This is a genomic window from Gelidibacter japonicus, from assembly GCF_010725055.1.
Classification (GTDB): Bacteria; Bacteroidota; Bacteroidia; order Flavobacteriales; family Flavobacteriaceae; genus Gelidibacter; species Gelidibacter japonicus.
The window spans coordinates 1-15,562 of record NZ_BJKB01000027.1; the positions used below are offsets into that span (position 1 = coordinate 1).

At 36.0% G+C, this 15,562-nt stretch carries 11 protein-coding genes; 1 reads left to right on the plus strand and 10 read right to left on the minus strand.

The window, feature by feature from the left end:
• Positions 1–429: 429 nt before the first annotated feature.
• On the plus strand, positions 430–1,167 hold the full coding sequence (gene istB / locus G6N06_RS18565; RefSeq protein WP_163518199.1) for an IS21-like element helper ATPase IstB: 738 nt from the start codon (positions 430–432) through the stop codon (positions 1,165–1,167).
• 383 nt (positions 1,168–1,550) lie between these two features.
• Here the strand turns inward: istB and G6N06_RS18570 are convergent, their stop codons facing one another.
• The 10 genes from G6N06_RS18570 to G6N06_RS18610 form a co-directional block, all read right to left on the minus strand.
• The gene (locus G6N06_RS18570; RefSeq protein ID WP_163518200.1) at positions 1,551–2,639 is read right to left on the minus strand and encodes a hypothetical protein; all 1,089 of its coding nucleotides are present in this window, start codon (positions 2,637–2,639) and stop codon (positions 1,551–1,553) included.
• A 3-nt stretch (positions 2,640–2,642) separates the two neighbouring features.
• Positions 2,643–4,151 (minus strand): TlpA family protein disulfide reductase, encoded by a 1,509-nt coding sequence (locus G6N06_RS18575; protein WP_163518201.1) that lies wholly within the window; start codon positions 4,149–4,151, stop codon positions 2,643–2,645.
• A gap of 5 nt (positions 4,152–4,156) precedes the next feature.
• Positions 4,157–5,047 (minus strand): hypothetical protein, encoded by an 891-nt coding sequence (locus G6N06_RS18580; protein WP_163518202.1) that lies wholly within the window; start codon positions 5,045–5,047, stop codon positions 4,157–4,159.
• Between the two features lie 11 nt (positions 5,048–5,058).
• Positions 5,059–6,498, minus strand: coding sequence for a RagB/SusD family nutrient uptake outer membrane protein (locus tag G6N06_RS18585; RefSeq protein ID WP_163518203.1), 1,440 nt, complete (start codon positions 6,496–6,498; stop codon positions 5,059–5,061).
• 17 nt (positions 6,499–6,515) lie between these two features.
• Entirely contained in the window at positions 6,516–9,992 is a 3,477-nt protein-coding gene (locus G6N06_RS18590; RefSeq protein ID WP_163518204.1) for a SusC/RagA family TonB-linked outer membrane protein, read from the minus strand.
• A 155-nt stretch (positions 9,993–10,147) separates the two neighbouring features.
• A complete protein-coding gene (locus tag G6N06_RS18595; protein WP_163518205.1) occupies positions 10,148–11,308 on the minus strand; it encodes a FecR family protein in 1,161 nt (386 codons plus the stop codon).
• Between the two features lie 74 nt (positions 11,309–11,382).
• The gene (locus G6N06_RS18600; protein ID WP_163518206.1) at positions 11,383–11,979 is read right to left on the minus strand and encodes an RNA polymerase sigma factor; all 597 of its coding nucleotides are present in this window, start codon (positions 11,977–11,979) and stop codon (positions 11,383–11,385) included.
• A gap of 713 nt (positions 11,980–12,692) precedes the next feature.
• Positions 12,693–13,034 carry an amidohydrolase family protein gene (locus tag G6N06_RS19955; RefSeq protein WP_240338107.1) on the minus strand — a complete coding sequence of 114 codons (342 nt, stop codon included), beginning with the start codon at positions 13,032–13,034 and terminating at the stop codon, positions 12,693–12,695.
• The gene (locus G6N06_RS18605) at positions 12,983–14,044 is read right to left on the minus strand and encodes a metal-dependent hydrolase family protein (RefSeq protein WP_240338108.1); all 1,062 of its coding nucleotides are present in this window, start codon (positions 14,042–14,044) and stop codon (positions 12,983–12,985) included. The genes G6N06_RS19955 and G6N06_RS18605 overlap by 52 nt, the downstream gene beginning before the upstream one ends.
• A 47-nt stretch (positions 14,045–14,091) precedes the next feature.
• Positions 14,092–15,555 (minus strand): glutamate racemase, encoded by a 1,464-nt coding sequence (locus G6N06_RS18610; protein WP_163518207.1) that lies wholly within the window; start codon positions 15,553–15,555, stop codon positions 14,092–14,094.
• Positions 15,556–15,562 lie beyond the last annotated feature (7 nt).

Sequence of the window (15,562 nt, forward strand, 5' to 3'; positions counted from 1 at the left end):
TGTGGTAAAGCCTAATCAGCTTCGTCAAAACAGATCCAAAAAAAGAAGCGATAAAATAAATTTCGGTTTATTTTATCGCTTCTTTAAAGTAATCACTAAAAATGAGATGCTTTTTCAGTGGCCTCAAGTAAACTTGGCGTTTTTTCTTATTTAATGATTTATTCGTGACCTCGACAGGATTCAAACCCATTCCGGCAAGCCGCATATTTGTTGAGTTTTTATGATTGGAAGACGTATTACTAACCGAATAACTACCTTTTTTATTAATAGCATTTGCTGTTATTTGACTTCAATCTTAAGGTAAAGATAACATTCGAACTACTAATAACAAAACCAATTCATAAAAACCTGATTCTAAACAGCTAACTGAGAGGACATTTGCTAATATATAAAATAGACCTAGATCCGATAACTTATATCACTATAATTATGAACAACAATCAAACTGTTGAAAAACTAAAACAAATGCGCCTGGGCGCCATGGCAGACCTGCACCTCCAGCAGATCAGGGAAAACCGCACCACGGACCTTACGGCCGATGAATATCTGGCACTGCTCACGGACCATCAGTGGGAGGACCATAAGAACCGAAAGATCCAAAGGCTCCTCAAGCAGGCAACTTTCCGGGGACAGGCAGCCCTGGCGGAAGTGGATTATGCCCAACAGCGCAACCTTGACAAAAATATGTTCCTGCGCCTGGGGTGCCTTGATTTTATAAAACGAAAGGAAAACATCATCATGACAGGTGCTTCCGGAGTTGGAAAAAGTTACCTGGCCCAGGCCCTTGGGCACCAGGCGTGCATGATGGAATATCGTACCATCTATGCCAACACCGCTCGTTTGCTAAAAAGACTGAAGCTCAGCAAGGCCGATGGAACCTATCTAAAGGAACTGGCAAAACTCTTAAAGGCAGATCTGCTCATCTTGGATGACTTTGGACTGCAGGGCTTTGACGGCCATGCAAGAGAATCGCTTATGGATATAATCGATGACCGCTACAACCGATCCTCGACCATCATCCTGTCCCAGATACCGGTCTCGGCATGGTATGATATCATTGGAGAGGGGACTATTGCCGATGCTATCCTCGATCGGATCGTAAACTCCTCCCACAGGATCGACCTCAAGGGCGAATCCTTAAGAAAAGGAGCTTTGAAGAACGAATAACATTAATTTTTTATATCATTGCAGTATCTTTCAAAGTGGCACGGTTTGACCGAAACAGGTGGCACCATCACTCCGAAATAGCCACCAAGTAGACTGCATCTAAAAACTACAAAGCCTGAGCCTAAAACTATATCTCCAGGGCAACCTAAGGATAAGAAATAGATCTATTGAGTGGTTTTAAGTCTTGTCCGTAAGAAATTTACACTAAGATTTTGACTCTTTCGCATTCCTAGGTTCTCATAAAAACCTTAAAATGAAATGATAAAAAAGGTCATCCAATTATGGACAACCTTTTAAGGCTTGAAGACTAACTCAAAAAAATAAAAGTTTTATAAATAGTACACAACAATTATTTCTATTTCATAAAAAATAATAGGTGTTTGTTAAATTTTTATAGCTTCCTGATTTCTTGCAACCAAGATATAATCCGTATAAATTGCCAAGTTTTTCAACTCTCTATTGAGTTCTATGAGGCTAAAATCAGAATCCATTTTATCATAGATTAATTTATGATAATTCTTCCATGGCTTTTTATCCTTAACCTCAAAAAGCGTAATGGTTTCTTTAAAACCTTTGCCCCATTGTTCGGAGTTTTCATGCAATATCAAACCACTCAAAGTTGTAAAATCGTGTTCTCTCTTCAGTAATTTGGCCAATCTAGTTCTGTCATCGTAAATGGGTTGTATATAAGCATGGTCTCTTCCAACGAGCATTAGAAAGTTCCTCTGATCGGAGGAGTCGATATAATTGACGATGTTTTCTGTGATATCTTCCTCTCGCGTCCCTCCAAAACCAGTTGCCTTATTGTTCATAAGTAGGGAAATGACCTTTAAGTCCCTTTCTGAAACTGTGGCAGTAATCTTTAACATCTCCTTTTCCAAGAGTTTCTTGGTATGCCTCACAAAGCTTCGACCCTCTTCCGATGGGTGATCTATTGTGTATGTTTTAAAAAACTTATCACTCCGGATGACATTTAATAAAGAATCGATAGAAGATGTTAGCCCTTCCTTTTGATAGGGCTGAAGTATGCTATACAGGGTATAACCAAATGTTCGAGTTCTGTCAAAATCTACACCTACAACTTCTAAAGGATGATCCAAAGTCTGATTATACTCATATATCTCTTTCCAGGCTTCCTTCCAATCGGAATAGAAGCCCCCATAAATCGTATAGCCAAGCAAAGATTCATCCCCTGTGGCTAAATATTTATTATAGAAGTATGCTTCTGCAGGCCCAAATTCGATTATCAAAGTTGTAAGTCCAGCTTTTTTATTAAAGGATTTTATCAAATCCGGATAAATGGTTGAAGCCACTGATGATGCATGATTTTCACCAAGCAACAATAAGTTTTGTCCTTCCTGATCAAAAAAGGAATCAAAATAGTTTTGATTACTTATTCTGATACTGTCTTGAGCCTGACCCTCACCAAGTGTGAAAAAATATAAGATACTTACTAAAATTTGAATGCGCATGGACTATAGGTTATGCTTTTTAAATAAATTCACCAACATTGGATCCGAAGGATAAGGCGCTGTCGCATCAATAATCTTACCCTCTGGATCTAAAAAAATAAATCGTGGAATCATTTTAATATTATAAGTTTTGGAAAGTATATTATTGGTTTCTTCACTGGCAAATAATTGATGGCCCGTTAGATTTTTTTCTTTAACAAAATCCAGCCACTTTTGGTGGTCTTTCTCCTTATCAAATGAAACACTCACAAATTGTATGTTTTTACCATGATATTCTTTTTCAAGCTTTTGAAGGCTTGGGATTTCCTTAATACAGGGGCCGCACCACGTTGCCCAAAGATCAATGTAAGTGTACTTTCCTTTAAAATCACTTAAGTTGACGATATCACCTTGAGTATTTTCAAATTGCACATTTGGAGCTTCACTTCCTTCAAGCATGGCTTCGAGATGTCCATATTTTTCTCTAACCACTTTAGACATTTCTGGATACTTACTTGCCGTATCAAATTGAGAATAGAGGCGGTTGGAAAAATCACTACTTAAAGAATAAGCCATATACTCGTATCTAACCTTTTCTGAAAGCTCTCGTTCCAACCAATCATAGAATTCCACAGGGTTGGAATCATCAGCAAAGGCCAATTCATATTTTTTCTTCAAAATGGCACTTAGATTATAAAAATATCCCATTCCATGATCTCCAATCGAATAATCCAAAGAAACCCCGTTTAAAAAATCATAATAATCATCAGGAAGGCTTAGTTCCTTATCTTTATTGTATAATTCATGAATCTTAGGGTAATTGACTTTCGAACTTATCCAAGAAGAATAATTATTTGTTTCATAAAAACTCACTAAAACAGGGCTCAACTGATGAGAGGATTTATAATCCTTCAAAAAAGCCATTTTTTCTTGATACAGTTTATCTGCATTTTGCTTAAAATCATTTGGCTCTCTTTGACTGACGTCATACCAATTTTTTAAATATTTATGCTTGTAATCGTTAAAGGTTTGTTCTTCTTCAATAACAAACTGGATATCATCATCTGAAGTTCCTTTAAATGACAATGAATTTTTAATATCCTGTGCATCCAAGCTCATTGAGATACTATCTCCTGGTTTTAGAAAAAGGTATACCATCTTAAAGTCAAAAGTTCCCGTTTTCATGATGGTATCGGTACCATTAACGGTTGTATAGCTAAACTCTTCAACGATAGGCTCTTTTCCAAAAGAAAACCATCCTTTTAAAGGGTTCTCAACTTGTAATTTCATTTTAAAATTCCCCACGGAATCAAATTCAACAGAATGATTCGTCAGATCCTTCAGGAACCTATATTCATAATAAGAAAAATTTATTGTTGTGTCCTTAATGTTTTCAACTTTACCTGTAACGACAACTTCATTCTTATTACCATTTATATTGTTGTCGATAGACACCGCATTTTCTTTACAGCTTAAAGCAAAACTCAAGAGCAGAGCAAATAATATATAATTTCTAAATTGCAAGTACTTCATATCACTTAATGATTTTTGGGGTTAAACATACTCTCTTGCCAGTTCTGGTTCACGACATCGAGATCAATCCCTTCTTGTTTGAACATGGACTTAACTAGATCATACTTACGTTTTACCAAAGAGGAAACATTAAACACGCTGTCTTTGATATGTGGGGGTGTAGTTGCCGCCCACGCAGCGAATAAATCGAAGTCTTGTTGATCTGATTTAATTAAATTTTGATTGGCGCTTAAAAAGCCTTTCTCATAGGCTTGTTCAAGAGAATTAACTTGCCAATAATAAACCGCTGCATCTGTTTTGATATCTACAAATGGACTATAGAATGAACTATTATTAACGGGATCATTTCTTAATATATTAGAAAGTCCGTAGTAAAATGTTTGTTTCATTTTCACACTGTCCAGACCAACATTTTTTAAGCTTCCAACCGTTAGGTCACCATTGGAGTTGTACCAAAGTTTTGAAATATACTCATAACTATTCGATGCACTTGTCCCGGCAACTAAATCATTTTTAAACAAATAGAAATTTCGAGGAATAACATGGGCTTTATCAGAAGGCAAACTGCTGATAAATTCCTTTTCAATCATGTCCATATAAATCAGTGCCGCAACAGTATCGGCCGGCATTCTTTCCGAAGCAATATTTAGAGCTTCTTCAGAAACTAAATCTTTATACATTCTAGGATCTGTGACGTCGGTGTAAACTACAATGCCAAAGTCATTATATAGTTGAAGAATTCGATCCGTCAATGGTGTACCTGCAACTATATTATCAGGAAGCTCATTTGGAGCCACATAGTCCGCCTCAAGAGTGGACTCACTGCTACAGGATGCCAAGTAAATAGTAAAAACGACGAGTATAGCTAAACGGGTTATTTTTATAGTATTTTTCATAATCTTATATTTTATCTTTGATTTCTTTGCATCAAAGGATTATAATCTAATTCTATTTGAGGAATCTGAAGGATATAACGAGGATCATTTTCAGTTAGGGTATAAGTCTGGTTATCATATACATGATTAATTTCAGGCATCCCATAACGCCTTAAATCATACCATCTATGAAACTCTCCGAAGAGTTCTCTTCGTCGTTCGTCCCTTACCACTTGAATCACTTTATCTTTTGTATCATAAGTAAGTGTGGCGTATTTATAATAATCAGGATTAACATTATAGCTAGCGTCAAACTTTGTTTTCCTAATAGTGTTTAAATCCTCCAAAGCTTTTGAAGGCTGGTCTAAAAACGCATATGCTTCCGCCCTATTGAGGAAGGCCTCCTCAACTCTAAAACCTCTTATAGGCTCACCCAAACGGTTAGGGTGAGGTCTGAATTTAAAATAAACCCTTCCCAAAGAGCCTTTGATGTAGGTGAAGTAATACAACCTCAAATCTCCCGGTTCATAGAGATCGATTAGATCGTCAGATATAGCCAAAGCACCTGGGATATGCACATAGTAGTACATTTCATTAGAACCATATTTGAATATGACATTGTCATTAACATCATTGAAATAGTGAATACCCTGTCCATAGCCCCATCTAGTCATCGCAAATTCCATTGTGTTATTTGATATATCAAATAAGCTATTGTTCAAACCAATAGTTCGGTCAGCATAGGTTATGACATCCTGATATCTTTTTTGATACAAGGCAACCCTAGAAGCCAACAAATTGGCAGATATTGGGGTTAATTTAAACTTCGAGGTAACTCTTTGGTCATTTTCAGTCATTAATTTGATACCCATTTCCAAATCTGCATTGATTTGATCATAAATTTCCTGTACAGACTGACGGGTATAGGATTCAGATTGGACGGTTGGATCAAGTTTTAAAGGAACTCCCAAATCGCTGCTGGCAGTGTTTTCATTATAAGGAGCTGCATATAAATTTACGAGTTTAAAATATGAGAATGCCCTAAGCACCATAGCTTCACCCTTAGTATACGCAATAGCCGCCGCATTACCATCCGCCTCATCAACGTTCTCAACAACCACATTGGCATAATAAATAGCTTTATAAAGGTTTTTCCACGCCTGATCGTAGCCATTAAACATAGAGCTGTGTTCATGGGTATCTTCAAATGTATAAGGATGTAACGGATATTCACCTCGATCTACATTAAGGTATCTGATATCTTGATCATCTGTCATCATCTCAACATAATAATCCAACGCTACAATAGTTCCATAATCCTTAGTAGTAGGATATCCATAATTTAGCAATTCAACATAATCACTAATTGTTTGAGGTTTTAGTTTATTCTGTGGCTCTTCTTCTAAGGCTTTATCACATGATGAAACAAACAGCAATAACAAAAAAGAAAGTTTTATATATATAGATTTCATAATATTCAGTATTTAGATTAAAAAGTCACATTAAAGCTCAACATAAACGATGTTGGAAGCGGTAATGATTTATAAGGAAATGTTTCAGGGTCATAGCCATTTAAGTCCTTATCCGCAAACAACAGTAAGTTATTACCTTCCAGTTGTACATAAGCTCGGGACAACTTGAGTGCTTTGAGAATATTTTCTGATAAATTGTATTGCAATGTCACATTGCTCAATCTCAAGAAGTCACCTTTAACAACTCGTAAATCACTTTTGTTCCAATAAAACTTGTGGTTATTTGCGCCTGTCTCATTTTTAAGATGTGGAATATTTGTAGTGTTCTCATCACCAGGCTCCTTCCATGCATTTAGTAATTCTTTATTTAAATTTTGATCAGGAGAGTACATCCATGAAGCCAAAATTTCTTCTTTTCTAAAATAATTTCCAAAACCATAGGTTAAAAGTGCAGAAAGTTTGAAGTTTCCATATTCAAATAAGTTGCTAATCCCACCTTGATAGGGCGCTTCAATAGGTCCATTATATATAAGATCTTCAACTCCAAACTCCAAATTCCTAGGGCCCACGGTAGTTTCCCCATTTGCCAAATTGAAGTGTGCCACACCCTCATCATCGAGATGGCTGAAGCCTACAGAATACAATGAATTTAATGGTTTACCAACAATTGCAGCATCTGGCTTATATGGGAACGGAGACAACATTCTCGATACGTTAGGGTCAATATTAACCTTCTCTACTTCATTCTTATTATAAGCAAAGTTTATTGTTGTGCTCCAATTGAAATTAGGTTTCGGCGCTCTTATATTTCTTGTCGTCAATCCAAATTCGACACCCTTATTGGAAACATCAGCAAAATTAATTGGCAGGGTAGAAAAGCCATTAACTTCAGAAATTCTCGTGTTTGTAATTAAATCTTCACTAAATCTGTTGTAAACATCTACAGCTCCTTGAATTCTGCTATTAAATAAAGCAAAGTCCAATCCAAAATTCGTACTATACGTTTTTTCCCATCTTAAGTTAGGATTGGCTGGAGAAGAAATGGTTAATAGATCTAAATCTGACCAATAAGCAGGATTCAGAAATGAAGCCACAATCTGCGGCGTGTTTTGTGAATTGGTAGAGCCCTGTAATCCATAGGAAGCACGTAGGGCTAAATTATTGAATACACTCTTCTCCATAAACTCCTCTTCCATTAGGTTCCATCTTCCTGAAACTGACCAGGCCGGCTCCCATCTATATTTAGGGCTCGACCCAAACAGATTCGATCCGTCATATCGTATATTCCCATTAATCACATATTTATTGAATAGGGAATACGTTAATACACCAAAATACGAAGCCGATTTAGTCTTATAATCACGAATGGTCAAATAGGGAGCACCAGCTAATTCCTCGCCAATATTCTCGCTTGTAGATATTACCCTTCCCCTCTCATGAAGATAACCCCATCCGACAACATTATCACCTCGGTAACTATTTAAACGGTATTCACCTCCGCTGTAAAATTTCAAATAATGAACATCGGTATCCAATGGCGTATATTCCAATGCCATACGTGTCATATAATACTCTTGGAAATTGGAGTTTGAAAAAATTACCCCTCCTCTCGGCAAATTACTATCGGCCGGAGCTGGTTCACCATAATTTGATCGTCTAATTCCGGCAACTTGATTGGTGTTTTCAGTATAATAGGTCTCGTTAAGTTGACTACTCTTTGTATAATTGACAACTCCAAAAACTTTCAAATTATCTAAAACATCAAAATCCAATGAAACTCTAGAACTTGTACTATTGGTATTTGTTTCTTGATTGGAGTTTGTGTATTCATTCATAATGTTGAATAAATAAAAGTCACTATGTCCACGGTACATGTTAGGGCTCCCATCCATATTATATATTGGGAAAGTCCTACTTGTATTGATCGCGTAATCAAAAGGTGTCGGTGTAGCCCTTGTGAAATTGGATATGCCAGCAGGCACATAACTGTAAGGGTAAGAATTTCTATTGGTGGTGAATGTTGAAAGATAAAATTCCAAATTAAATTTATCCGATAGCTGAGTATTTAACTTTACGGAACCATTATATCTTTGATTTTTAGTAAGAATATCTGTACCGTCTTGATGTAAGTATGATAAACTAGCATAGTAATTTACATGCTTACTACCTCCTGAGACGTTGAAGCTCGTTGTTGTACCAACGGCATCCCTAAAGAGTTCATCAAACCAATCTGTATTATAGGATTGTGCCAATCTCACCTCATCCTCAAATTGTTGCCAATTTTGCAAGTCTCTATTTTTATAGCGTGCATAAGCCCCCGCAAGCCCAACCGAATTAACATTTGCATCGGCATTGTAATACTGCAGCCCAGAATCAAAATAAAATTGTTCAATTTCAATTCTCTCTTTTGAATTCATCAGGTTAAAATCGCTGTATCTCGGTCTTTGGGTTACACTAGTTCCAACATTGATATTTATAATAGGCTTTCCTTCCACACCTCTCTTGGTTGTCAGTACAATAACGCCTCCTGCCGCACGTACGCCATAGATGGCAGATGCGGAGGCATCCTTTAGAACGGTTATTGATTCTATATCCTGGGGATTAATGCCCGAAATTGAATTCCCAATCCTGTTTACCAAATCCGGAGTATTTAATTCTGCAGGCGTCAATGGAACTGGGTCTTCCAACACAACCCCATCAACAACCCATAAGGGAGATGTGTTTCCTGTTAAGGTAGAGGTCCCTCTAATTTTCACTATGGGAACGGAACCCACCTCACCAGAGCTTTTCACTACTGATAATCCTGGAATCTGGCCTTGGATTAAATTGTCAATTTGAGGATTCCATGCAGGAATGTCCTTGGTCTTAACAGTGCTAATAGCCCCAGTACTTTTTTTCTCAATAATAGTGTTATAACCAGTTAAAATAACCTCAGTCAAGGAGGCTACATCAGATACCATCTGAATATTGATTTGTGTTTCATCACCTACCAATACGCGCTGGGTTTCAAAGCCTATTGAAGAAAAAACAAGATAGTCTCCATTTTTCGCACTAATGGAGTAATTTCCATCAAAATCAGTGAAGGTTCCTTTGGTAGTGTTTTCAACTAAGATGGTGACACCTGTCAAAGGCATGCCATTTTCGTCTGTGACCTTGCCTTCTATCGATTGTTGAACACGGGATACATTTTTTTTACCGCCTATGATTATAGTATTTGTATCTGAAATTTCGAATTTGAAGTGATTGTTCGAAAGACTTTGTTTCAATAATTCAGAAACTAGGATTTCACCCTTATTTAAGTGGATTTTAGGAGCGTCTTTAAACAGACTTCGAGGATAAATAAATTCAAAATCTGTCTGGTTTTTAATTATTTTAAATACTTGATCAATTGTTGCAATTTGATCCTTAGAGATTCTCACTTTTTCCTGTGAGAATGTGTTTTCTGATGTAAAGCTAAAAACAGTAGTACACAGTAAGAAAATAAAGGTTTTCATAATTGTAAGACATAGCGGCCTTTTTAAGGACAAACAAATCGTCGTTAATTTAATTTTCATAAATTTGCAAAGTTTAGTTAGACATAAGTTTAATTAACAGGATAGAGGGACGGAGCTGAGACATCGGGAAATGATTGGCTTCGTTCTCTCTTTTTTTATTTTAAAATCACATTTCTATCATTTATTTCATAACTTTCAATTGTTCCCACACTTTGGATATTCTTTAGAATACTCTCAATGCTTCGATCTTTATAAAGCACACCAATAAACTCTTCGTTTTCGATATCCTTATTTTCAAATTTTACGGTCATATCATACCATCTGGATAGCACCGTCATAATTTCTTTTAACGATTTATTTTCAAAACTAAATACGCCATTCCTCCAAGAGACCTCATTATATACATTAACATTGGCTATGGTCGAGGTTTTGTCAATTATGTTATAAGCATATTGTTGTTCGGGCAGTAAAACCTGACTTTTGTCCTGATGTGAAACAAGCACCTTGCCTTCAACTAAGGTCGTGTACATTGTTGCTTCGTCCTTATAGGCCTTTAAATTAAATTGGGTTCCAATAACCTCAATATTTTGATCCTTCGAATGCACTTGAAACGCCCTTCCATCGTGCAAGGAGCTCGGCGTAACATCAAAATATGCTTCTCCATACATAAGCTCAACCTTACGTGGTTGTCCTGCCATAAAGTGTGTGGGATATTTTAACTGGCTTTCTGAATTGAGCCACACGGTTGTACCATCTGACAATTTGACCACGAATTGTCCTCCTCGAGGGATTGTTAAATAGTTAAATTCAATCTCACTGTCCATCTCTTTGCCCTGTTGGTCAGCATAAACAATTTCAACACCATCACTGTTCACATTAGGGCTTTTGTACACTTTCCCCTTCTCCAATAAAATTTGGGAACCATCCTTTAAGGTCAATGTTGCCTTATTCGTGCCTGTTTCAATATTGTTTTTGACAACTTCTATATCTTGAATTGGAGATGGTACTTCATTCTTAAAATAGACATAGCTAATTAAACCTCCCAATAGGATCACCGCAGCATATTTCAGTAAATTATTTTTTAAGAAAATCGACTTCGTATTTCGTACTGAACCTTTATCACGTATTTCATTTTGTATATTGTGGAATATTCTTTTTTCTACCGTTTTTCTATCTCCTAATTCCTCTTCCCAAGTAGTCATGCTCTGATGGCTTTGGAAGAAATTAAAAAGCTTGGTAATCTCCTTTACACTGGCTTTTCCAGAGAATAGGTTTTCGATAAGAGTCAGCAGCTTTTTTTTATTATTTGTATTCATTTTGTTCTTTAAGTAGGGTCATTTACAACAATGACGTAAAAAAAGACTCGAACACCTGCTTAGAAAAAAAAAAATTATAGATGGATATAGTATATGACGAAAATGATAAAAAAAATAGTGGAGATAGAACTCAATGATTTTCTCAAAACTTTAAGGGCTTTGGTAATATGACCTTCAACTGTACGTGTTGAAATGTTTAATTTAACGGCAATTTCCTTATGGCTGAGCTGTTCATTCCTACTTAAGTTATAAACAACACGGCATTTTTCCGGTAATTCATTAATAACCGCTTCAAGATAATCCTGCAATTCCTTATCCATTAGCTTTGTCTCTGGATTGGAATTCTGCACACGTTCATTGAAATTTTCCAATAGATCAACCCTTATAGCAGATTTGTTTTTTCGAAAATAGTCATATGTTTTATAAATAGTACTGGTATACAGATAACTCCGTAATGACACCTTAATTTCAAGGTCTCCCCTCTTTTTCCATATATTCACAAACACATCTTGAACAATATCCTCACTGACCTGTTTGTTTTTGACAAGATTATATGCCCCAAGGTACATTATTTCCCAGTATTCATTATAAATAGAAGCTAAGGCTAATTCATCATTATTGTTAAGTCGCTGTATTAATTCTCTCTCTTTTAAACTAATTTCTGAGGACATGAACTTTAATTTATCCTAACAAAGTTATAAGAATTAACGAATTTGTTGTATTAAATTCGGAAAACCTCTTTCTCCGCAGAAAACTTTCTTTTATTGAAAAACTTAGTTTTCACAACAGCTGTAATTTGCATCTCTAACGCATTTTCATGATTGAGTCTGCGCAAAAGAATACAATCTTTATAAATTTAAACAAACTTAAAACATGGCCAATATTCTTGTCACACAAGGCTCATGATGTTTATTCGATTTTGTCAAATATTCAGGACAACTCAATTCTTACACATCAAACAGGTAAGGAGTTTATCACAAGTCTCTTTCTTCTATTTAAGGAGCTCTAATAAAACAACAACTTACATTTCTTTTCTCTCATAGTTAAGGCAAACATAGAAAGAGCCAACTATTAATTATGAGAAGTCAGAAACGACAGATTATGTATGTAGTCTACCTTGAGCTAAATTTTGATCTCTATGGAGAAATGGAATTTTAATTGCCTATTTATGTGGACACTATTCCAAAGCTGACCATTCTAAATCTTGAGATAGAATATTAAAAAACATTCACGAATTCTTTACTCAGCAAATCCTAAACTTTGGAAAAGTATCGAGGCCGTTACAAATCGAGCATCTCACTCCAAATGAAGTCTTTCGCGAAATGATATGGCAATTTTGAGCTTAACATTTATTTTAAACCTTGTATGTATAGCAACAAAAAATCTATAGTGTGGTATCGAACTTTATATCATTTAATAAGTTCTTATATACTTTGCCGTCTTTCATTATCAAGAGTAAATTATCTTCTGGGTTATTAAGTAAATCAAAGTCTCTTAATGGATTACCTTTCACAATAATTAAATCGGCATAAGCACCTTCAGTTAGTTCCCCCAACTTTCCTTGTTGATAAGGATTACGTGGTCCACTCAAGCGCAGCATTTCGGCGTTTGTGGAAGTAACCATCTTAAGGGCTTCATAGGGTGAGAACCATTTTTTCAATCCGACCAATCGCGTTAAATCATTTCTACTATCAATCTTCTGTTTTCCCGTAAGGTCAGTACCCATGCAGTTTTTACTTTATATTTTTTAGCTATTTTATAGACCTCATCGGTATGTCCATATACATAATCACGTTTTTCCCTGCTTGGGGAATCTATGGGATAATCATTTTGTTCTTCAATCATGAAAGGTTGAATACTTAACCAAACTCCTTTTTCTGCCATTATTTTAGCGGTCTCTTCATCCAATAAGTGTCCGTGCTCTATAGTTCTAACGCCAGCTTCTATTGCTATTTGTATTGCCTGTGGTGTATAGGCATGAACACCTACGTAGGTTCCAAAATTTTCAGCAGCTAAAACTGCGGCCTCGAATTCCTTTAATGAGTATTGTGTCACATCAATGGGATCATAAGAAGAACCGATTCCACCACCTGCCATGAGTTTTATTTGGGTTGCCCCCTGTCTTAATTGTTCGCGTGTACGTTTTAATACTTCATCTGCCCCATCGGCAATTGCCGAAATACCTTGTCTTTCTGAATATGACAAATTATCTGAAGTTCGAGGCACCGCTGTTATATCGTCAAAATCACCATGTCCCCCAGACTGAGATATAAAAGCTCCACTGGGATAGATCCTTGGGCCTGGAACTGTCCCTTTATCAATCTGTTTGGCTAATGGAATAGCATTTCCCCCCATATTTCTGAGAGTCGTAAACCCATGTAATAGACGATGTTTTGCAGCCTGAGTGGAAATAATATTGACTGTTCCCCAATCTACCATAGCAGAACCAATTGGTATTCCTTCCATACTAATATGAGTGTGAGCATCAATCAAACCAGGCATCACAAACTTCCCCTCTCCGTCGATAACCAAAACATTTTTAGAAGTGGAAGAAATATTACTTTTAGAAATTTTAGAAATCTTATTCCCTTCAATAAGAATATTTCCATTAATGGTTTTTTGATTAATGCCATCAAATATCTCCACATTCTTTATTAAAATGATTGGTAAATCCTTTTTCTGAGAAGTAACACTGAAGGTTATGAGGAAAAAAATGAAATATAATCTATTTTTCATGGTTGCAAATGATTTTATTTGTACTTAGAATGGCCTATAAAATTCGGTTAATCCTGAGATTTAAACTGTTTAATGAGCCGAAAAGTGAAAGGAAGTTGGTTTTCCAATCTTAAATAAATGTCTTGCGATATATTCTTATCACTAAAAGGCACAACTTTAATATATTCCTGTATTTCACCCTCAATTCTACCATATTTATAATCATAGGTAAAATCGCCAGTCTCGTCTATCTTGATTTTGGGATTGTTCTTGTTCGGAACGCTTATATAGAATTTGCTATTATAAATATCACCTTCCTGCCCGAAAAGATCTGACTCCTTGAGATGTTCAAAAAGTTCCTTGGCAGTATTCTGGGCAGGATCAACAAGAATAATATTTTCCATCATATATGGTTGATATCTAAAAGAACCATCCTGTTCCTTATAATTATACAGTTCATTCAAAACGGTCTTGATTTCATTTGAGAGATAAGGATAATGGGTACAGCCTAAAATTATAGACTTTAGAGGCGATGTCACCTTCGATTTACGAATATCTTCCAAAAGCGAAACCAGATGATAACGTACATAATTCTCTGCATCATTAATTTGAAGAACCTGACATTCATCGGTATTCTGAGTATCGCAAAGCATTCGATTATTGCTGAAATCAAAGTTGTAAATCTCCATTAAGGTTTTATCTATTTTGGTATTACCATTAATACTCGGTCCTTTATAACTCTCTCTTGGAGCATTTAAGGTCGTATTAAAATAAGCTGTATCCTCATCAACGGCCTCTGCAATTCCCAATCCGCCCTGTTGAAAGACCTGAACATCACCTTCATAACCTAAGTTTTTAAGTTGTTTATTTAAGGTATTCACATACCCTTTAGAGGTTACGGTTCCTACGGTCGCCATCACCGCGATGGTGGCATTTTCGTCTTTTTCCAAATGTTCCAATGCTCCCCGTACGCCAGCATCGATGACTCCGATCACTTTAATGTTGAGACCTGCATTTTTTATAAAGGCTTCAATACTTTCCTTGCCATAAGCAGTTGCGGTATTGCATGCAATGACCAAGGCCTTAATATGCGATTTATCTTTATTAGGAGCAATCGCGTGATCTGATTTATAATATTTATTTCCAAGCATAAATTGAACATCCTTAATAATATGCTCTTTTAATAATTCATTTTTATTTTCAGCTGAATAATTTCCATAAGGCATATTTGCTTGGTCGGCCAAGTAAATGAACTCCTCTTTTTCAAAATCAATAATGCCATCTTTTCCCGGTTGCATGGTTTCATTATTGTTCTTGTCGTAGTTCACAATAGCATCCAAAACAGTGAGGCCTCCAATTCCCGAATCAAAAATACCGATAGGAAGTGAGCGGTCCGATTTGGGATAGTTTTTTACATCGAGGTAGTAAAAGCTATTTTTATTGTATAATATAGAATCTTGTAAAACTTGTTGTCCGTAGCTTCTGATACCAGATACCACTATAAGAGCAACTATTAATTTTCTAATTTTCATAATGATG

Coding starts and splice junctions, on each gene's coding strand:
- istB (WP_163518199.1), top strand. CDS start 430: ATGAACAACAATCAAACTGTTGAAAAACTAAAACAAATGCGCCTGGGC.
- G6N06_RS18570 (WP_163518200.1), bottom strand. CDS start 2,639: ATGCGCATTCAAATTTTAGTAAGTATCTTATATTTTTTCACACTTGGT.
- G6N06_RS18575 (WP_163518201.1), bottom strand. CDS start 4,151: ATGAAGTACTTGCAATTTAGAAATTATATATTATTTGCTCTGCTCTTG.
- G6N06_RS18580 (WP_163518202.1), bottom strand. CDS start 5,047: ATGAAAAATACTATAAAAATAACCCGTTTAGCTATACTCGTCGTTTTT.
- G6N06_RS18585 (WP_163518203.1), bottom strand. CDS start 6,498: ATGAAATCTATATATATAAAACTTTCTTTTTTGTTATTGCTGTTTGTT.
- G6N06_RS18590 (WP_163518204.1), bottom strand. CDS start 9,992: ATGAAAACCTTTATTTTCTTACTGTGTACTACTGTTTTTAGCTTTACA.
- G6N06_RS18595 (WP_163518205.1), bottom strand. CDS start 11,308: ATGAATACAAATAATAAAAAAAAGCTGCTGACTCTTATCGAAAACCTA.
- G6N06_RS18600 (WP_163518206.1), bottom strand. CDS start 11,979: ATGTCCTCAGAAATTAGTTTAAAAGAGAGAGAATTAATACAGCGACTT.
- G6N06_RS19955 (WP_240338107.1), bottom strand. CDS start 13,034: ATGGGTACTGACCTTACGGGAAAACAGAAGATTGATAGTAGAAATGAT.
- G6N06_RS18605 (WP_240338108.1), bottom strand. CDS start 14,044: ATGAAAAATAGATTATATTTCATTTTTTTCCTCATAACCTTCAGTGTT.
- G6N06_RS18610 (WP_163518207.1), bottom strand. CDS start 15,555: ATGAAAATTAGAAAATTAATAGTTGCTCTTATAGTGGTATCTGGTATC.